The organism is Desulfurispirillum indicum S5 (genome assembly GCF_000177635.2).
GTDB lineage: Bacteria > Chrysiogenota > Chrysiogenetes > Chrysiogenales > Chrysiogenaceae > Desulfurispirillum > Desulfurispirillum indicum.
In genome coordinates this window covers 1,544,721-1,563,981 of the sequence record NC_014836.1, presented here as the reverse complement: position 1 = coordinate 1,563,981, position 19,261 = coordinate 1,544,721, and the positions used below count along the sequence as shown (strand labels likewise).

At 54.3% G+C, this 19,261-nt stretch carries 18 protein-coding genes; 15 read left to right on the top strand and 3 right to left on the bottom strand.

Translation table 11 applies throughout. The features are described 5' to 3' along the window. Positions 1 to 32 precede the first annotated feature (32 nt). Positions 33 to 278, top strand: coding sequence for a hypothetical protein (locus tag SELIN_RS07345; RefSeq protein WP_013506034.1), 246 nt, complete (start codon positions 33 to 35; stop codon positions 276 to 278). A 232-nt stretch (positions 279 to 510) separates the two neighbouring features. On the opposite strand, the gene SELIN_RS07340 is transcribed toward SELIN_RS07345, so the two are convergent. Continuing rightward, positions 511 to 954 carry a helix-turn-helix domain-containing protein gene (locus tag SELIN_RS07340; protein WP_013506033.1) on the bottom strand — a complete coding sequence of 148 codons (444 nt, stop codon included), beginning with the start codon at positions 952 to 954 and terminating at the stop codon, positions 511 to 513. A 110-nt stretch (positions 955 to 1,064) separates the two neighbouring features. Here SELIN_RS07340 and SELIN_RS07335 point away from each other — a divergent pair, with 110 nt between their 5' ends. The 14 genes from SELIN_RS07335 to SELIN_RS07265 all read left to right on the top strand — a co-directional run bounded on the left by SELIN_RS07335 (position 1,065) and on the right by SELIN_RS07265 (position 18,072). Next, complete coding sequence (locus tag SELIN_RS07335; protein WP_013506032.1) at positions 1,065 to 1,313, top strand: helix-turn-helix domain-containing protein; 249 nt, start codon at positions 1,065 to 1,067, stop codon at positions 1,311 to 1,313. A gap of 9 nt (positions 1,314 to 1,322) precedes the next feature. Further along, a complete protein-coding gene (locus SELIN_RS07330) occupies positions 1,323 to 2,123 on the top strand; it encodes a hypothetical protein (RefSeq protein WP_013506031.1) in 801 nt (266 codons plus the stop codon). Beyond that, positions 2,120 to 2,977 carry a plasmid replication initiator TrfA gene (gene trfA, locus SELIN_RS07325; protein WP_013506030.1) on the top strand — a complete coding sequence of 286 codons (858 nt, stop codon included), beginning with the start codon at positions 2,120 to 2,122 and terminating at the stop codon, positions 2,975 to 2,977. The genes SELIN_RS07330 and trfA overlap by 4 nt, the downstream gene beginning before the upstream one ends. After that, positions 2,877 to 3,188, top strand: coding sequence for a helix-turn-helix domain-containing protein (locus SELIN_RS15505; RefSeq protein WP_083805961.1), 312 nt, complete (start codon positions 2,877 to 2,879; stop codon positions 3,186 to 3,188). Before trfA ends, SELIN_RS15505 begins: the two co-directional genes overlap by 101 nt. 14 nt (positions 3,189 to 3,202) lie before the next feature. Beyond that, complete coding sequence (locus SELIN_RS07315; RefSeq protein ID WP_041725973.1) at positions 3,203 to 3,391, top strand: helix-turn-helix transcriptional regulator; 189 nt, start codon at positions 3,203 to 3,205, stop codon at positions 3,389 to 3,391. Beyond that, complete coding sequence (locus SELIN_RS07310) at positions 3,388 to 3,864, top strand: hypothetical protein (RefSeq protein WP_013506028.1); 477 nt, start codon at positions 3,388 to 3,390, stop codon at positions 3,862 to 3,864. The genes SELIN_RS07315 and SELIN_RS07310 overlap by 4 nt, the downstream gene beginning before the upstream one ends. A gap of 1,242 nt (positions 3,865 to 5,106) precedes the next feature. Continuing rightward, positions 5,107 to 6,432, top strand: a complete 1,326-nt coding sequence (locus tag SELIN_RS07300; protein WP_198007068.1) for an OmpP1/FadL family transporter — start codon at positions 5,107 to 5,109, stop codon at positions 6,430 to 6,432. A gap of 121 nt (positions 6,433 to 6,553) precedes the next feature. Beyond that, positions 6,554 to 8,389 carry an AMP-dependent synthetase/ligase gene (locus SELIN_RS07295; RefSeq protein ID WP_013506026.1) on the top strand — a complete coding sequence of 612 codons (1,836 nt, stop codon included), beginning with the start codon at positions 6,554 to 6,556 and terminating at the stop codon, positions 8,387 to 8,389. A gap of 54 nt (positions 8,390 to 8,443) precedes the next feature. Continuing rightward, on the top strand, positions 8,444 to 10,831 hold the full coding sequence (locus SELIN_RS07290; RefSeq protein ID WP_013506025.1) for a 3-hydroxyacyl-CoA dehydrogenase/enoyl-CoA hydratase family protein: 2,388 nt from the start codon (positions 8,444 to 8,446) through the stop codon (positions 10,829 to 10,831). Positions 10,832 to 10,844: 13 nt separating this feature from the next. Continuing rightward, a complete protein-coding gene (locus SELIN_RS07285) occupies positions 10,845 to 12,017 on the top strand; it encodes an acetyl-CoA C-acyltransferase (RefSeq protein ID WP_013506024.1) in 1,173 nt (390 codons plus the stop codon). 74 nt (positions 12,018 to 12,091) lie between these two features. Beyond that, positions 12,092 to 13,870 (top strand): acyl-CoA dehydrogenase family protein, encoded by a 1,779-nt coding sequence (locus SELIN_RS07280; protein ID WP_013506023.1) that lies wholly within the window; start codon positions 12,092 to 12,094, stop codon positions 13,868 to 13,870. Between the two features lie 95 nt (positions 13,871 to 13,965). Further along, a complete protein-coding gene (locus SELIN_RS07275) occupies positions 13,966 to 16,953 on the top strand; it encodes an oxidoreductase (RefSeq protein WP_013506022.1) in 2,988 nt (995 codons plus the stop codon). After that, positions 16,953 to 17,474, top strand: coding sequence for a DUF4442 domain-containing protein (locus SELIN_RS07270; RefSeq protein WP_013506021.1), 522 nt, complete (start codon positions 16,953 to 16,955; stop codon positions 17,472 to 17,474). The genes SELIN_RS07275 and SELIN_RS07270 overlap by 1 nt, the downstream gene beginning before the upstream one ends. A 46-nt stretch (positions 17,475 to 17,520) precedes the next feature. Next, entirely contained in the window at positions 17,521 to 18,072 is a 552-nt protein-coding gene (locus tag SELIN_RS07265) for a chalcone isomerase family protein (RefSeq protein WP_013506020.1), read from the top strand. Positions 18,073 to 18,403: 331 nt separating this feature from the next. On the opposite strand, the gene SELIN_RS07260 is transcribed toward SELIN_RS07265, so the two are convergent. Together SELIN_RS07260 and SELIN_RS07255 are read right to left on the bottom strand one after the other, a co-directional pair. Continuing rightward, a complete protein-coding gene (locus SELIN_RS07260) occupies positions 18,404 to 18,805 on the bottom strand; it encodes an acyl-CoA thioesterase (RefSeq protein ID WP_013506018.1) in 402 nt (133 codons plus the stop codon). Between the two features lie 25 nt (positions 18,806 to 18,830). Continuing rightward, a complete protein-coding gene (locus SELIN_RS07255) occupies positions 18,831 to 19,241 on the bottom strand; it encodes a helix-turn-helix domain-containing protein (protein WP_013506017.1) in 411 nt (136 codons plus the stop codon). Positions 19,242 to 19,261: the final 20 nt, after the last annotated feature.

Genomic DNA, 19,261 nt, shown 5'->3' with positions numbered 1-19,261 from the left:
ATTCATTATAACCAAAACAACGGAGGTGATTCATGGATAATAAGATTAAGGGTTTACTGGTAAGTGTTGCCGGGGTTGTTTTGTGGTTTATGCCACTGAATCAGTTTGTTTGGAGGGGTGTTGGAATGTTTCAGACAGGGCATCATGTGGGTGGCATCGCCTATTTGATGCTGGTTGCAGCTATCGCCTACGGTGTTTTTTCCTGGATCAGACAAACTGTGCTTCAGTTGGTAGCCGGGGGGGGTTTACCTGGGCGTCGCTTTATTGCTTTGGTTTAATTTTGGCTCAAACGCTGCCTGGGGTTTATACGCCACGGTGCTTGTTGCGGCAGGAGCTGTGTGGCTTGGGTATCGTGAGTATAAATTAAAAAAGTAGATTTTTTCCTCAAATACCAAAAACCCCGGGTGCACATCGCGGCCCGGGGTTTTCCTTTGAAAGGACGGGATAGAGGTTCCCGGAATTGCGAATATTGATGAGCTCCAGGATGCTTACTGCAACCTGGGGCTTTTTTTATTTCCGTAGACTGGATAGCAGAAGCGCTTCCATGGCTTTCATGGCACCGGATACCTCTGCCATGGCTGACGTGTCGCCATTTAATGCCTTCAGGAAGAGCAATGCGAGTTGCTGCTTTGGGCCTTCCTTAAGGGAAGAGAGTAGGAGTTTCGCAGATGCGGGGTCAATGCGAAGTGAACCAGCAAGCAATTCCTCGATAGATGCATTATCAGAGTCAATTTGTTGATTGGCTGGCGACCTTTTCCCTGTGAGTATCCAGTGCAGGTCAGTGCCCTCAACTGTATTGGCAATTTTAATAAGCAGGTCAATTGTCGGGTTGCGTGAACCTCTTTCGATGTCGCTGATGATGGTATTTGATGTGCCAAGCAGTTTCGCGAATTTCACTTGGTTTAGGTTGAGGCCTTCGCGTAACTCTTTCATTCTTCGTGATATTTCACTCATTTTATCCTCAGTGCTTGACATAGATTTAGCGATATGCGAACATCAAAATACGCAAATACATAAATATTACGCACTGGCATAGTGCAATACTCGAGTGAAGGGAGAATAACATGCAATCTGAAGAATGGAAACGAAAACGCCGTGCCCATATAGCATTTGCCTTGTCGTTACAAGGCGAGACGCTTACGAGCTGGGCAAAGAAACATGGCTATACGCGCTGTCAGGTTACCGATGCTGTGAACTGCAGAACCCGCAAAGCTGACATAGAGCAGAAGCTGCGAGATGAGCTTGGTGACCAGGTGCCGGAGTGGTGTTTCAGGAAAGTTGAGAAACGGATGCAGTATGTCTGCGCACCATAGGAGGAAGAGATGTCCACTCTGAAAAAAAGGGATGCGCTGGCCGCAAGTTTGGCGACGGGGGCCAGCGCAAACGAGAGTTGTACGGTAGCACAACACCCGGAAACAATTTACCCAAATGCTGCGCGAATTGCAACGAACTGGCATCGGGTGAATGCGTTCATCAAGCGTCGTGAAAAGTGGCTTGAAAAAGAATTTCATAAGAGGCGACTATATTTTTCCGGATTGGAAAAAGAAGACTTTATGTCGATAGCGACCATTACGGCATACGAGGTTCTGATCATAAGGGAAGAGCCCGAGCAATACTTCAAAATGGCGCTTCATGAGAAAGTAAACATCGATTACAAAGCAAACGAGAAACTTGTTGATAACAACGAGTACTTCGACAGAATCATGCATCAAAGCGGCGCAAATGAGCATGAAGAGCAGGAGAGTTATCAGGAAATGCTGGAAGTTCTCTCAGGCTTAATGCCAGCTCTTGAACAGGCGATACCAAAGAAGAAGCGAGAGATTCTTCATAAACTCGAGAACCTTCGGAAAAGCAGTATTGAGGTATGTGGTCCGGCCAACTTGTCGGATCGACGCATTCGGCAAATCCGGGATGAAGCAATCAAAATCATGCAGGATGAACTGGAGCGCTGGTGGCTCCACTTTACCCTTGAAGCCCCATTTCTGCCATTCTTCGAAGATGAAAATGAGCACCTTCTAAATCAGTTTTCAGAAATCGCGTGGCTTTGCCAAAGAAATAAACGCAAACAGTTTGTGCGCAAGCATGCACCACGGAAATCTAAGCGACCGAAGGTGAACGTATGAGCTTGTGGGCTGCCATGAGTAAAAACTCACCTGAAGTATGTCATTTGATCAAGTCACGACTCCTGGATAGTCCACCTGATTCGCTGGGTTGGAGGATGGGAGTTGCCCAATGGGCGCACGGTATCATCTTCACGGATCTTTGCAGGTCAGGTTTGTTTCAGGTATCTGAAGACAAAAAAGGAAGAGATTTTCGCATTGACGAATCGATACCCTGCCAGTCAGGCTATAAAGTCAAGTACACGGGATATAGGTTGAGTCAATATGATCTTGACGTGCTGACTGTGATAATTTCGTTGCTGCTGCCATATCGAACTGGAGAAGTAGTGAAGGTGAATTTTACTAAGCTGGAATCGCTTTTGGGAAAAAAGGGCGGGGCTGGAAGGGAGAGAATACGTCAATCACTGAAGCGAATTAATAAATCGCACATTGAAATTGCCTATTATGAAAGTGATCTAAAAGAGCCTGTTCGGGAATTTTCAGGTCATATCATCGAGTCGGTTGAGATTGAGTATAAGAGCTGGGTGCTCATTCAGGCAAGCAGTGGGATGGAGCGACTATTTGTAAGCGTCATGCCAATGCATGTTCGTTATAAACTCTCACGAGACCTATCAAAATGGCTCCTCATGTACTGGAGCACTCACCGAGAAATCTATCCAATCAAAATCGACAATGTCTGCAGGCTGTGTGGCTCAAGAACTCAGCGTCTTGCGCATTTCAAGGAGCTACTGAAGAAGGCATGCAATGAGTTGATTGATGCGGGTTACCTGGCTGGATTTCAGTTTGAAAACGACGTGCTGCATGCGCAAAGAGCAAGGGGAGGCGGCAGTGATGCAAGACAAGTTGTTGCCGTCTGAGTGCCATGTCGCTTCATCGGACAAGGGCATGCCTGACCAGTTGATAGGAGTAAACCAGATTGCTGAAATGTTGAGTATAAGTAAGGACTTTGTCAGAAAGCTTGATCGAACTGGTGAAATGCCAAAGAGCCTCAAACTCGGAAGGAGGAGGCTCTGGAAAGAGTCCGAGATAGAGGAATGGATCGCACGAAAGCTTGAGTCCAGGAAGTAGTGAAGGGGAGTTTTATGCAAATGCTCGACATTCAAGGCGTAAAAGCGGCTATTGGAAAACCTGGGATGAGTAGCCAGGCAATTTACATGAAAATTCAGCGGGATAACTTCCCAAGACCTGTTAAGATTGGTAAAGCATCAAGGTGGTCTTTGGTCGAAGTTAAACAATGGAAAGCAAAGAACCATCAAGGAGGGGCGAAGTGAGCACAATAATCAACATACAGGGCCAGCCGCCCACTCAAGCAGAATTGGATGCAGCAAAAAAACGATTATTGCTGCGCATCGTAGTTGCCGTTATTGTCTGTATTTCAGTATTAATTAGTAGCGGCACTATAGTGTATTTAGTGCCGACATTTTACGCCTTCTTTGTAGCGCTAATCGTAGCGCCAATCCCTGGAATTCTCTCAATGAAAATCGCGCAAAGAGGCTATCAATATCTTGCCTTGTTTGATCCCCTTGACCCCAAAAAATACCCAGTCCAATGCCTTAAGTATAGTGAATGGCTCTCCGATCCGGCGGTAGCGGCCTACCATGCCCAGATTCTCCTCCAAGGGAGAATACCGGTACTCTTGGAGTGTTTGGCAGCCGAAGCGTGGGTAGAAAGCGAATCTGAGCGGGAAAAACAGGAAGAAGCCAAAGCGGCTTTTGAGAGAATTTCCACTCCGGAGGGGAAATAATAAATGCGAAAATACAGAAATGCTTTATTGATCATCGCCGCCATGGCCGTGGCGGCAGCGGGTGTCGGGGTATCACTGAACGTTCCACCTGGTGCCCGAGAGAATGTCTCTAGGGCTGTTGTAACCACCAGTAATTATATTACAATGGTGGTCACGTTAGGAGTGTATAACCCAAGAGAAGTTCAAGCCTGGTACGATTACATCGACAGTCAGCTAGAGTAAATGGCGAAGGATGACCCTTATTAGTGTGAATTATTTTAAGGGGTATTTTTAGGGGTATAAACAGAGTTGACCCCAGTAAAGTATCTTATTTGCTGATAGATATGCGCTTAAAGTGACTGATACCTCTTCCGCCATTTCAGTTTTTACGCAAATCAAATTCGCCCCTGAAATCTTTGTTTCAGGGGCTTTTTCTGTTGTTTATCATGTGATCAATCGGATGAAATTTTTTCTTGTTTGATCTCAACTTTCGCACCCCCGAAACGGGAGGTTGTCGGCGCCGACCCTTATGCCATGCTGGAATGGCGTAAAAGCGGCCCCCAGTGCTGTCTTTTTCAGCCGTTCGCTTGCCTGGAACTGGGGACCGCAAACAACCGCCCTCCGTGGCTTTAGGTTTGCGGTTGCCGCCGTCATGGCGTCAACCCTGCGGGTCCATAGCGTTATGCAGGCAATTGAAAAGCTCTCAGGTGCAAGGCGCGAGCAAGGTGAGGAGTGAGGCGTACTCCCTGTACGTCGCAGTGACGAGCGATGCCCGGCAACGCAGCAGATGGGGGTTTTCAGCAGCCTCTCAGGAGATACCGATTTCTCATTGGTGTGTATGGGGATTTTTGGATTGGCTCTCTCTCATGCTTTGCCAGGTAAAACGCAGAAATACGATGCCGTATGTCGTGAAATGCTGTTTGGAAATATGATTTCCGCAGATTTCCTGGTTGTTGTGGTGGTGGGTTCGCTTATGGGGATAAATTAATTGTAAACGCATGTTATGATTGACAGGGCAAGTGAGCGAGTCGTTTAAGGTCATTGAGGATCTTTAAATGCAGTGGTATTTCCTGTAGAAGATTGACAGGGTAAATATATCTGATTGAGTGGGGGATTATCGAAGGCGTCAAGATTATAAATACGTTTTATTTTGATGTTGACATGAACGTAAAGGATCGATAAACCTGATGCTGTTGCTTGCCTGTATCATGTGATAATCTTTGAAAACGTTATCAGCGAGGTGGAGAGATGAGTGGAAAGAGAATGGCGTTTGCGGTAAGTGCGCTTCTGTGCAGTGGAATTACCCACGCTTATGGCGCAGGTTTTGGTATAACGACCCAGGGGGTGAGCGGGCTTGGGAACGCGTATTCCGGGGGTGCCGCTATTGGTGCTGATGCAACGACGGTTTATTTTAACCCTGCGGCTATGACGCTGCTGAAGGGGAAGCAGGTTGTTGGTGGCATGACGCTGATTGTTCCTGATCTGAAGTTTAAGGACGATGGTTCGACGACGGGTGGAAGCACTGGCGGGCAGCCTGGGCAGAACACGATTGTGCCGAACTTTTACTCTGTGGTTGAGCTGGAGAATGGTCTGTACGTCGGACTGGGGATTAACGCGCCATTTGGTAATGCCACGGATTACAAGGAAGACTGGTATGGCCGTTACTATGCCATTAAATCGGATTTCATGACCGTGAACGTCAATCCGTCCATCGCGTGGCGCGTCAATGATCAGTTCAGTGTCGGGGCCGGCCTGAGCCTGCAGTACCTGGATGCCGAGCTCTCCAACGCCATAGATTTCGGGACTATCGCCTATGCGCAATCTGGTTACAACGAGGCACTGGCTCCCCTGGTGCATAACCGTGATGGCAAGGTGGTGCTGGAGGCGGACGATACCGGCTATGGGTTTAACTTCGGGTTCCTCTATGAGTTTAACGATCAGACCCGCATGGGTTTTGCCTATCGTTCCACCATCAGCTATACGGCCAGCGGCAGTGCCAAGTTCACAGTTCCGGAAACCATATCGGGAAATCCAGCTCTTGATGGCGCCATTGCCGCTTCGCCCAATTTTGCCAACGGCAGCGCCAAGGCCAAGATCAAGGTTCCCGATAGTGCCTCCTTGAGTGTGCATCATCAGGTGAATCCCGACTGGGCAGTTATGGCTGACGTGACCTGGATGGGCTGGAGCTCCTTTGATGAGCTGCGGGTGCAGTTCAGTGACGGTCGTGATGACAGTGTCACCACCTTCGACTGGGAAGATCAGATGCGCTATTCGGTGGGAACCACGTATCGCCTGAATCCACGCACGATTCTGCGCGCCGGCCTGGCCCTTGACGAGGAGGCGATTCCCGATGCCCAGGCCCGTCAGCCACGGGTCCCCGGTAATGATCGCACCTGGATTTCTGTTGGTCTTGGGTACCAGGTGAATGAGCGTATGGGTATTGATGTGGGCTACGCTCACCTCATGGTGAAGGACGCAAAAATTGACCAGCAGCAGAGTGTTCCCGAGAATACCCTGAAAGGTTCTTTGCGGGGTGAGTACAGTAACACCATTAACATTGTCGGTGTTTCATTGACCTACTCCTTCTGAGTTTTTTTACGGGGCGCGCCTCAGGTGCGTCCCGTTCTCGCATTTATAAAGACGTTTGTTTTTTGGTTGACTTGCACGTAAAGGTTATGTATTTTCGACCCATGCTCCAGGAGGCTGTGCTATGGATATGATGTCATATGGTTCCATATTAAAAATCCTGCAATTGAACGCGAAGCGCCATGCCCATAAGGCAGCGGTGACCTTCAAGCGGCGTGGTGAGTGGGTGACGCTGAGCTACGCGCAGTTTTATGATCGCATTCTGATGGCCTCCAGGGGGTTGCGCAAGGCTGGTATCAAGCCTGGTGACCGAGTGGCGATTTTCTCGGAAAATCGTACCGGTTGGGCAATTGCGGACTTTGGTGTCCAGGCGGCGCGGGCCATAACGGTGCCTATCTACGCCACCAATACAGCTGAGCAGGCAGAGTATGTGATCAACCACTCCGAATCGCGCATTGTGTTCGTCTCCACGCGGTTGCAGTACGAGAAGATCCTGCAGATCCGGCAGAATATTCCCCATGTGGAGCGGGTGGTCTCTTTTGAGCAGTTCCTCGGCTCCGATGATCTGCCGGTGAATACCCTTCAGCAGCTTTCGGAAGTATCCCATCCCCTGACCGATGAAGAGCGTGTTGAGCTCGAAGAGGAGATAGCACAGATCACACCTGAAGATCTGATTACGGTTATCTACACTTCCGGTACTACGGGTGTACCCAAGGGTGTCATGCTTACGCACTCCAACATGCTTTTTGACGCCTGCGCCGGTGTGCAGAAGCTTGGTGGCATGGCGGAAGACGAGGTCTTCCTCAGCTTTCTGCCCCTGAGCCACGTTCTTGAGCGCACGGCGGGCTACCATGCTCCGCTGATGTACGGTGCCCATGTGGCCTTTGCGGAAAACGTGGACAAGGTGGTGGAGAATATTCAGGAGATTCGTCCCACGGTCATGGTCAGTGTGCCAAGGCTCTTTGAGAAGATCTATTCCCGGATTTACGAAAATGTGCACCAGGCGCCGGCGGTGCGACGCAGTCTGTTCCACTGGGCAGTGGATGTCGGCAAACAGTACGTCTATCGCCGTTATATAGAAAACCAACCGGTCGGTTCGCTGGGCGTGAAGTACGGGCTCGCGAAGCGCCTGGTGTTCAGCAAGATCAAGCCTCGCTTCGGCGGCCGCATGCGGTTCTTTATTTCCGGTGGTGCTCCATTGGACAAGACCATCAACGAATTTATGTGGGCAGTGGGGATTCCCGTGTTTGAAGGATATGGGCTCACCGAAACCAGTCCGGCTCTGACACTGAACACCATTGCCGATAACCGGTTTGGTTCTGTGGGTCAGGTACTGGATCAGACGGAAGTCAAAACTGCCGAGGACGGTGAACTGCTGGTGCGTGGCCCTCAGGTGATGCAGGGGTATTACAAGAATCCTGAAGCCACTGCCCAGACGATCATCGATGGCTGGCTGTACACCGGCGATATTGCGCGGATTGATGAAAACGGCTTTGTGTATATCGTCGATCGCAAAAAGGAGATCATTGTCACCGCTGGTGGCAAGAATGTGGCTCCCCAGCCGATTGAAAATGAACTCAAGCTGGACAAGTACATCTCCCAGGCGTTTGTGTATGGCGATCGCAAGCCGTACCTGGTAGCGCTCCTGACGCCCAATGTTGAGCGGCTGCTGGAATTCGCCCAGGACAAAAAGCTGAACTATATCGAAATTCGCGACCTGGTTACCCATAAAAAAGTTCATAAGCTCTTTGAAGAGCGGGTGCGCGATGTGAACGCGAAGCTGCCCTCCTACGAGACCATCAAAAAATTCGTCATTCTGCCCCGCGACTTCTCCATCGAAGATGGCGAGCTCACGCCGACCCTGAAGCTCAAGCGCAAGGTCATTGCCGAGAAGTATCGGGTCAGCATTGAGGGCATGTTCGACGCCAACGGTAACGGCAATGGCAACGCTCAGAAGTAAACTGAATGAATACAGGCCAGTGAACAGAGAAACTATGCGTATATGGAGGAAAACATGAGGCAAATCAGAAGGGTAGCCGTGCTCGGTTCGGGTGTGATGGGTGCCACCATTGCTGCCCATTTGGTCAATGGAGGGTTCGATGTGCTGTTGCTTGACATCGCGCCCCGTGAAGCCAGCGAGGCGGAAAAAGCCAGTGGCCTCAGCGTGGAGAGCGCCACAGTGCGCAATCGCATCGTCCGTGGCGGTTATGAAGGGCTGCTGAAGATGAAGCCCGCGCCGTTCTATTTGAAGGAAGATGCCCGGCGCATCGAAACCGGCAACTTCGAAGACGATATGGGTCGACTCCGGGAGTGCGACTGGGTCATTGAGGTGATTATCGAAAATATGGCGATCAAGAAGCAGTTCTTCACGGAAAAGGTCGTGCCGAATCTGTCAGCGGGAGCCATTCTGTCCACCAACACCAGCGGCCTCTCCGTCAACGAGCTGGCCAGTGTACTGCCCATGGAAGTGCGCCGGAATTTCCTGGTGACCCACTTCTTCAACCCACCCCGTTACATGCGCCTGCTGGAAATTGTGGGCTGCAGTGATACGGACCCCGAGCTGCTGAGCTCAATGTCAACTTTCCTGGGCAAGAGCCTCGGCAAGGGCATTGTCTCGGCTAAGGATACTCCGAATTTTATCGCCAACCGCATTGGCGTGTACGCCATCTTTAAATCCATGCGTCACATGCTGGACATGGGCATGAGCGTGGAAGAGGTAGACGCCGTCGCCGGAACCGCCACCGCCCGGCCCAAAAGTGCCGCATTCCGTACTGCTGATTTGGTGGGTAATGACACCCTGGCCCATGTGGGTTCCAACTCCTATGACGTACTGGTGAATGACGAAGAGCGGGATGTCTTCCAGGTGCCCGATTTCCTGCGCGCCATGATCGACAAGGGGCTGCTGGGCAACAAGACCAAGGGTGGTTTCTACCGCAAGGAAAAGGGAGAGGGCGGTTCAAAGGTCTTCTACTATGACTACATCAGTGGCGAATACAAGCCCTCCGAGCGCCCCCGCTTTGGTTCCGTGGATGCGGTCAAGCAGGTTGACGACCCGGCGCAGCGCCTCAAAATGGTGGTCAACGGCAGTGATAAGGGCGCCGAGTTCGCCTGGAAGAGCATGCGCGACACGCTGATCTACACCTTCAACCGCATTCCTGAAATCGCCGATGATATTGTCAACGTGGACAATGCCATGCGCTGGGGCTTCAACTGGGAGATCGGTCCCTTTGAGATGTTTGACGCCATCGGCGTGGCAGAATTTGTCAAGCGGGCCAAGGCCGACGGAGTCGCCGTGCCGGCTGCCCTGGAGAAGATCGAAAGCTTCTACCGGTTTGAAGGCGCCACCCGCCTCTACTACGACATCCAGAGCGGACAGTACCGCGAAGTTCCCATGGACCCAGAGCATATCCACTTTGATATCCTGCGACGGGCCGGAGCGGTGGTGGAGAAGAACAGCAACTGCTCCATCGTGGATCTGGGTGATGGCGTGTTCGCCTTTGAGTTCCACTCCAAGATGAATGCCCTCAGCGGTGATATTCTCTCCATGACCCACAAGGCCATCAAACGGGCTGAGAGCGAAGGGGTTGGCCTAGTGATCACCAACCAGGGTGCCAACTTCTCGGTCGGTGCCAACCTGATGATGCTGGCCGTGGCGCTGGCCGAAGGTGCCTACGATGACGTCGCCATGGTCGTCAAGGCCTTCCAGCAGGCCACCATGGCCGTCAAGTACTCGCGGGTTCCCGTGGTGGTGGCGCCCTTTGGGATGACGCTGGGCGGTGGCTGTGAATTCGCCCTCCATGGCGACGCCATAAACGCCCACGCCGAAACCTACATGGGCCTGGTGGAAGTGGGTGTCGGCCTGCTGCCCGCCGGTGGCGGCACCAAGGAGATGTGTCTGCGGGCTGTAAGCCTGGCCCAGCAGTTTGATACGGATGTCTCCCCCTTCATCTTCAAGAATTTCCAGAATATCGGCATGGCCAAAGTTTCCATGGGAGCCGCAGAGGCTTTTGGCATGGGGTACCTGCGCCAGGGCGACTCCATCTCCATGAACATCGATCGTCTGGTGGCCGATGCCAAGAGCAAGGTTCAGAGCCTGGCCCGCACCTACCGTCCCGCTAAACCACTGGAGAATATCCCCGCGCCTGGCCGCAGTGTTGCCGCCAGCATCAAGAGCCAGCTGTGGAATATGGCTCAGGGTGGGTTTGCCACAGAATACGAAGCCGTCATGGGCAGTGTGATTGCCGATGTCATCTGCGGTGGTGATGTGCCTGCGGGAACACCCATCAGCGAACAGTATCTGCTGGATCTGGAGCGTGAAGGCTTCCTGAAGCTCTGCGGCAATAAAAAGACGGTGGAACGTGTTCAGCACATGTTGAAAAAAGGCAAGCCATTACGCAACTGATGAGGAGGGATACATGAAGACAGCATACATACTGGCGGCCTACCGGACTCCCGGCTGCCGCGCGAAAAAAGGCATGTTCAAGGACATGCGCCCCGACGATCTGGCCGCCGCCGCTATCAAAGGGCTGGTGGAGCGCACGGGTATTGATGGAAACGATGTGGAAGATATTATCCTCGGCTGCGCCTTTCCCGAGGGCGAACAGGGCATGAACTTTGCCCGTGTGGCTGCCATGAAGGCGGGGCTGCCCTACCAGGTGCCTGGTCAGACGGTGAACCGTTTCTGTTCTTCGGGCCTGCAGACCATTGCTCAGGCAGCGGAGCGCATCATGGCCGGCTTTGGTGACTGCATTATCGCCGGCGGTGCCGAGTCCATGACCATGGTTCCCATGGGCGGAAACAAGTACAGCGCCAACCCCGATCTGGTGAGCAACTGGCCCGAAGCCTACGCCTCCATGGGCATAACCGCAGAGAAAGTAGCCGAGCAGTTCAACATCGGCCGCGAAGACCAGGACGCCTTTGCGGTGGCCAGCCATCGAAAGGCCGCCGATGCCATCGCCTCCGGGCGCTTCACGGATGAGATTCTGCCCGTGGAAGTGGAGCAGGTGAGCCTGGCTGGCAGCAAGGTGCAGAGAAAGAAGGAAGTGGTCAGTGTTGACGATGGTGTGCGGGCGGATACTACCCTGGAGGGCCTGGCAAAGCTGAAGCCCGTCTTCCGCATGGGAGGATCGGTTACCGCCGGCAACTCTTCGCAGATGACCGATGGGGCCGCTGTGGCCCTGGTGGTTTCCGAAGCGTACCTGAAGAAGATATCCAAGGACCCCATTGCCCGTTATGTCAGTTTTGTCGTACGGGGAGTGGCACCGGAGATCATGGGAATCGGCCCCGTGGCGGCCATTCCCGCTGCCCTGGCAATGGCCGGCCTGAAACAGAGCGACCTGGGGCTCATTGAGCTCAACGAGGCCTTTGCCGCCCAGTCGCTGGCCGTGGTGCGCGAACTCGGACTGAACCCGGACATCATCAACGTCAATGGTGGAGCCATTGCCCTGGGCCATCCCCTGGGCTGTTCCGGCGCCAAGCTCACCGCCACACTGCTGGCCGAAATGGGACGCCGCAAGGAACGCTTCGGCATGGTTTCCATGTGTATTGGCGGCGGCATGGGCGCAGCAGGTATCTTTGAGCGCCTGTAGGCAGCTGACTGACACGCTGGATTCTGGCACCACTGCAGGTGTCTTTCTGAAAATCACACAATGGCGAGGTTGACATGGCACGAATTTTCAAAGGCGGCGAATACCTGATCACCGAGATGGATCCCGCAGATATCTTTACTCCCGAAGACTTTACCGATGAGCAGCGACAGATTGCCGATACCACGCAGCAGTTTGTCACCAACGATGTCATTCCCCATATTGACGAGATCGAACAGCAGAACTTTGATCTGGTCGTGGAGCTGATGGGCAAAGCTGGTGAGCTTGGCCTCCTGATGACCGACGCCTCCGAGGAAGAGGGCGGACTGGAGCTGGACAAGGCCACCAGCATGCTGGTGGCGGAGAAAATTGCTCCCGCCGGCAGCTTTTCGGTGGCCTTTGCCGCCCATACCGGCATCGGCACGCTGCCCCTCATCTACTATGGCACAGCGGAGCAGAAAGAGCGCTACCTGTCCCGAATCATCACCGGCGAGTGGATGTCCGCCTACTGCCTGACCGAGCCTGGTTCCGGTTCCGACGCCCTGGGCGCTCAGGCCACGGCCGTGCTGTCCGAGGATGGCAAGTACTACATCCTCAACGGCACCAAACAGTTCATCACCAATGGCGGTTTTGCCCAGCTCTTTACGGTCTTCGCCAAGATCGACAAGGAGCACTTCACCGCGTTCCTGGTGGAAAAGGATTTTGAAGGGCTGGAGATTGGCGCCGAGGAGAAGAAACTCGGCATCAAGGGCTCTTCCACCACCCAGGTTATTCTCAATAACTGCAGGATCCCCGTGGAAAACCTGCTGGGAGAGATCGGCAAGGGCCATAAAATTGCCTTTAACGTCCTCAATGTGGGCCGCTTCAAGCTGGGTGCCGCCGTGAGCGGCGCGGCCAAGATGGCTTTGCAGGAGGGCATCAAGTATGCCAATGAGCGCAAGCAGTTCGGCAGGCCCATCAGCTCCTTTGGTGCCATCAGCGAAAAGATTGCCAATATGACCGCTGATATCTTCGCCGCCGAAAGCCTGATCTATCGTCTGGCCGGCCTGCTGGATAACAAGCTGGCCACCATTGAGAAGGGCATTGACAATTATTACGAAGAGTATCAGAAGGGCATTGAGGAGTATGCTCCCGAATGCGGTATCGCCAAGGTCTTCTGCAGCGAGGTGCTGGCGCGAACCGTCGACGAAGTGCTGCAGATTCACGGTGGTTACGGGTTTGTCAGTGAATATCCGGCAGAGCGTTTTTACCGAGATGAGCGCATTAACCGGATCTTTGAAGGAACCAACGAAATCAACCGTCTGCTGGTTCCCGGCATGATCCTGCGCAAGGCCATGAAGGGAGAGCTTCCCCTGCAGAGTGAAGCCATGAAAGCCTTTGAACAGCTGATGACTCCTTCCTTCGAAGAGCTTGACGAAAATGACCCCTTTGCCCGTGAGAAGCAGCTGGTGAAGAACCTGAAAAACCTCTTCCTGATCCTCTCCGGTGCGGCGGTACAGAAGTACATGGACAAGCTTCAGGATGAGCAGGAGATTCTGCTGGCCGCCGCCGACCTCTGCATTCAGATTTTCGCTCTGGAGAGCGTACTGAAGCGGGTGGAGAAGGCCCAGTCCAGCCAGATCAGCGCCCAGAAGAAGGAACTGATGGCGGCAACCCTGAAGATCTGCGCCTTCAGCGCCTGTGAAGCAGCGGGAGCAGCCGCGCAGCGCGGTGCCTTCTATGCGGAGGAGGGTGATACGCTGACCATGATCCTTTCCGGTATCCGACGCTTTGCCAAGTACGACGCTACCGGGTTGCTGCAGGCCAAGCGTGCCCTGGCGGCAACTGCCATTGAACAGGAAAAGTATATCTTCTGAGCCGCAACGACTCCGGCAGGACACCCGGCAACGGGTGTCCTTTTTCTTTCCCTGCTGCCGGGCAGAAAGAGCATTACGTCTGGAAGGACAAACCCATGCAACAACACTCCATAGACACACCCTACATTGCCGGTGAGGTGCACTGCTACAGTATGGAAACCGATGGCGAGATCATTCTCTTCGACAGCGGTCCCCCTACTCCGGCAGCTCAGCGCTACTTCCAGGAACATATGGATCTGGAGCGCCTGCGCCATGTGATCATTACCCACTGCCATATCGACCACTACGGCCTGGCCTCGTGGCTGCAGGAGAACAGTCCCGCCCAGATATGGCTCCCCTATCGCGACAGCCTTAAGATTACCCGCCACGGCGAGTGGCTGGATGGCCTGGGAGACCTGCTGGGCAGTCTGGGTTTCAGCCCTGCCTATGTGAAGCAGTTCCGGGACTCCATGGATGAGGGAACCATTTTCCCCCGGGTGCCTGAGGAGTACCGTATTCTCGAGGAATCGGATCTGCCCGCGCGTCTGGGGTTCGAGGTTCTCCCCTGTCCGGGACACTCCCAGAGTGACCTGGTGTATGTGGGAAGCGACTGGGCTGTCACCGGCGATACCCTCCTCCAGGGAATCTTCCAGTCACCCCTGCTGGACGTGGATCTGGAAAGTGGAGGGCGTTTCCACAACTACCATGCCTACAGCGAAACCATCGGCAAACTGGCGACACTGCGGGGTAAGGAGATTTACCCCGGCCACCGCACCCGCATCAGCGGTGTGGATGACACCATCCTCTTCTATGTCTCCAAACTGCTGGAACGGGCGCGTCGCCTGCTGCCCCTCATGGATCGTCCCAGCGTGGTGGCCATCATCGAAGAGCTCTTCGGCTCCACCCTCAAAGACCCGTTTCACAAGTATCTGAAGGCCTCGGAAGTCGTCTTCATGCAGGACTTCCTGCAGGAGCCCGAACCCCTGCGGCGCGCGCTGGAAAACAGTGGCCTGCTGGAGCCGGTGGCCGCCGAGTTCGCAAGCCTCTTCGAATCCAGCGGGCCCGCGCCCAAAGCCTCCCAGTGCCTTACGGAAACAGATACTGCTGAAGATATCCTCTTCACGCCGGTGCAGATTGGCACCATGGAAATCCCCAATCGCATCTGCATGCCGGCCATGCACATGAACATGTGTCGCAACTACCAGGTGACTGATGCCCTGGTGGCCTTTTATTCCGAGCGTGCCAAGGGCGGGGCAGGCCTGATCTGTGTCGGATATGCCACCGTGGACGAGCTTTCCGGTAATCCCGGTAATATAGGTGCCCACGATGACCGGTATGTGGAAGGACTGCGTCGCCTGGCCCTGGCCATTCAGGAGCATGGTGCCCGCAGTGCCGTGCAGATCAACCATGCTGGACGTTACAACCACTCCATGCTGCTGGGCGGCAAAAAACCCGTGGCTCCGTCGCCAGTGGCATCGCGGCTTACCGGCGAGACGCCCCGCGAACTCAGCGCCCAGGAGATTCAGGACATCGTTGGTCGCTTTGCCAGCAGTGCCGCGCGGATCCGTGAGGCGGGCTTTGATGCCGTGGAGATTCTGGCGGGAACCGGATATCTCATCAGCGAGTTTCTCTCACCCCTGACCAATCAACGTCAGGATGAATACGGAGGAAGCCTGGAGAATCGCATGCGCTTTGGCCTGGAGGTGGTGCGTGCCGTCAAGGAGGCCACGGGAAATGCCTATCCGGTGATGGTGCGTCTCAACGGCAACGACTTTATGCCCGGTGGTATCGGTCGCCGCGACCTGCAGACCTTCGCCCTGGCTCTCGAGGCCGTCGGGGTCGATGCCATCTGTGTCAATGTGGGCTGGCATGAAGCCCAGGTTCCGCAGATAATTACCAAGGTGCCACGGGGTGCCTTCGCCTATTTGGCCCGTGAAATACGCACCCTTGTGGGGATTCCCGTCATTGCCAGCCATCGTATCAACGATCCTGCGACAGCGCGCAGGCTGCTTGGGCAGGGCATGTGCGATATGGTGGCCATGGGGCGCGCGTTGATTGCCGACCCCTGGCTGCCCCGCAAAGCGGCGACCGGCCGCGAGCGGGAGATCATTCACTGTGTGGCCTGCGGTCAGGGCTGTTTTGACAATCTCTTCAAGATGAAATCGGTGGAGTGCCTGTGCAATCCCGAGGCGGGCCATGAGCTGGAGACCATGCTGGAGCCAGCGGAAACCCCGCGCAGGGTACTGGTGGCCGGTGGTGGCCCTGCGGGCATGAGTGCCGCGCTGGCAGCCGGGCGCCGTGGACATCGGGTACTGCTCTGCGAGAAGGGCTCACGGCTCGGTGGACAGTTACTCCTGGCCGGGGCTCCACCGGGACGCGAAGAGTTTGTACAGTTGGCGAAGGATCTTGCCCATCAACTCAGTCGCCAGCGGGTGGAGGTGCACCTCAACCGCGAAGTGGATGAGGAACTGCTGAAAGCCCAGCGCCCCGATGTTCTGATCGTGGCCACCGGTGCGCAGCCGGTGCTGCCAAAAATCGCCGGTGCCGAAAAACCCCATGTTGTTCAGGCGTGGGATGTGCTCTGTGGTAAAGCCCAAGCGGGCCGAAGGGTCGTGATCATCGGCGGTGGCGCGGTGGGAATCGAAACCGCCCTGCTGCTGGCCGAGTCCGGCACGCTCAGCGGTGAGGAGTTGAAATTCCTGCTGGCCCATCGCGCTGAGGAACCCGTAGAACTGCTGCGCATGGCGACCCGAGGCGAGAAGGATATCACCATCGTTGAAGCCACAGACAAGCTCGGACGCAACTTTGGCAAGACGACCCGCTGGACCATGCTGCAGGATCTGCAACGCTTTGGCATTCGCACCCTCACCCAGACGAACGTGGAGCAGATCGAAGAGGCCAGCGTGCGCGTCAGTGGATCTTCGGGCAGTCAGCTGCTGGCAGCGGATACCGTGGTGCTGGCAGTGGGCAGTCGCAGTGTGCGCGGTCTGCAGACCCTGGCATCACAGCAGCACATTGCCTGCCATGTGGTGGGAGACGCCCATGAACCGGCCATGGTTATTGACGCTGTACATCAAGGCTTTGCAGCCGGGAGGAAAGTGTAATGAAAGGATTTGCTCTGTTGCGTACACTGCTGGGGCGCGCCCGGCACTCGAAATTCTGGTTGTGGGTGCTGAACCTGGTGCTTGGGAGGATGATCCCCTTTAACCGGCCCCACGGCTTCTGCATCCTCAGTATTGACGAGAAGGGCATTATGACCACAGCGCCCTATAGGCGCAATAATTTCAACCATATCCGTGGCATACACGCCTGTGCCATTGCCACCATCGCCGAATTTTCTTCGGGCATAACCCTGCTGAGCCATATAGACCCTTCCCGGTTTCGCCTGATTATGGCGCGTCTGGAAGTGGAGTATGCCTATCAGGCGAAAAGTCGTCTGCGGGCCGTTACCGATCTGACGGAGCAGCAGATTGCCGAAGAATTTCTCAGACCGCTTCAGACAGACGGTGTGGTCCAGCGACAGGTGCAGACACGCGTGTACGACCAGGATGACAGGTTGGTGGCGACGGGATTCATCACCTGGCAGGTCAAGAGCTGGGAGCTGGTGAGAACCCGGGTTGAGTAGGGGTCTGATGTATGGTGAAACTGAAGAACATGTGAGGGAGAGAGTCATGAGAGTTCTGTCAATCGTACTGCTGATTCTGCTGACCGGAACAGGTGCCGGTGCTGTGGAGGTTGCCGGAGTGCGTCTGCCCGCGGTTGTGACCCTGGAGAATGATGAGTTGAAGTTGAACGGATATGGAGTGCGTAAACGCATGATTTTCGATATCTACATTGGCTCACTGTACACCGCTGCTTCCGTGCGCAGTTTCCAGGAAGCCGTAAACGAGCCAGCTGGCAAGATCATACGCATGGACTTCCTCCATCGCAGGGTCGGCAAACAGAATATCGTGGAAGCCTTTGAGGCAGGGCTGCGAAACAATTCACCCGAAATGGCCGCACAGGCAGACACGGTCGCGTTCCTTGATTGGTTCACTCAGGATTTTGTCCGGGGTGATCAGGTGGAATTGCGGTTGCTGCGCGATGGAACCATCACCGCCCTGCAGAATGGAACCGTACTGGGTTCCCTGCGAAACCCTGAACTGGCGAAAGGCATCCTGGGGATCTACCTAGGCCATACTCCGGCTGACCCCAGCCTGAAGCGAGGAATGCTGGGACTTTAGCAGGCTGCTCTGCAGGCGCCTTGCACCTGTGGATTTTCAATTGCCTGCGTGTTTAAGGTATCTCAGCAACCTGTTAGGGCGGGACAGCATGATCGCCTGTTTTGTGTCTCTGATGGCTGCGCGCGCGGTGCGCTTTTTCGATGGAAGATTGGACGATAACACTTTGAAGAGTCACCTGGATAACAAGAAAAGCTGAAGAGAACCTCCTTGTTTTGGGAAGCCTGCGGGCTTCCCTTTTTTCTGCAGGTGGGTCGGTGCTGATAATGGGGAGTGAGGGGAAAAGCAGAACAGCCGAAACATGCCCCTCCCATGTCGTTGAGGGGCAGTGTGTTCAGGCTGGTGCGGTCAGATGCTCTGTCAGCAGGGTACGCAGCTCTTCGGGAATGGACACGGGTTTGCCCGACTGTTTTTCGAGGCAGACCATTGTGGTTTTGGCTTCAGCGTAGAGGGAGGTTCCGTCATGAATGCGGTAGGTGATCGTAAAGCTGCTGCGGCCAATGTGGGCGATATCCATGTCGATGTTCACCGATTCACAGAGCGGGATGGGCTTGCGGTAGGTACATTCTGCATGGGCGACCAGAAAGAGCAGCCCCTGGTCAAGGAAGTGGCGGAACGACTGAAGGAAGAAGTTGGTGCGGGCTGTCTCCAGGTAGGTAAAGAAAACAGCGTTATTGACATGACCGTAAGCGTCAATATCAGAAAACCGCATTTGCACAGGGTACTGAAAAGACATTATGATCCTCCGGTGAATCCACGGGTTATTGTATGGGTTGCGTTTTTCCTTTGAGAATGTCCACGATGCGCGCGCGATACTCGACGACTTCCTTGCGCAGTGAACTGAGTTTCGCGATCTTTTCATCGACTTTGTTGATATGGCTGTCGAGTATGTCGAGCAGCTTCGGCGTAATGGTGGCAAAATCCTGATTGTGGACGTCGAAGTTCTCCGCCAGTTCCTGCATTTCCTTCAGGGTGATGCCGAGCTCCTTGAGCTTCAGGATGAATTTCAGTCGCAGTATGTCGGGGCGACCGTACATGCGAGTGTTGCCGCTGAGTCGCTCAGGGCAGCCCATCAGGCCGATTTCCTCGTAATAACGGATGGTCCTGGTGGTTATTCCCAATTGATTTGCGACTTCGCCGATGGGGATGAGGTCACTTTTCTGAGTTGGCATTGAATTACCTTTACGTAAGA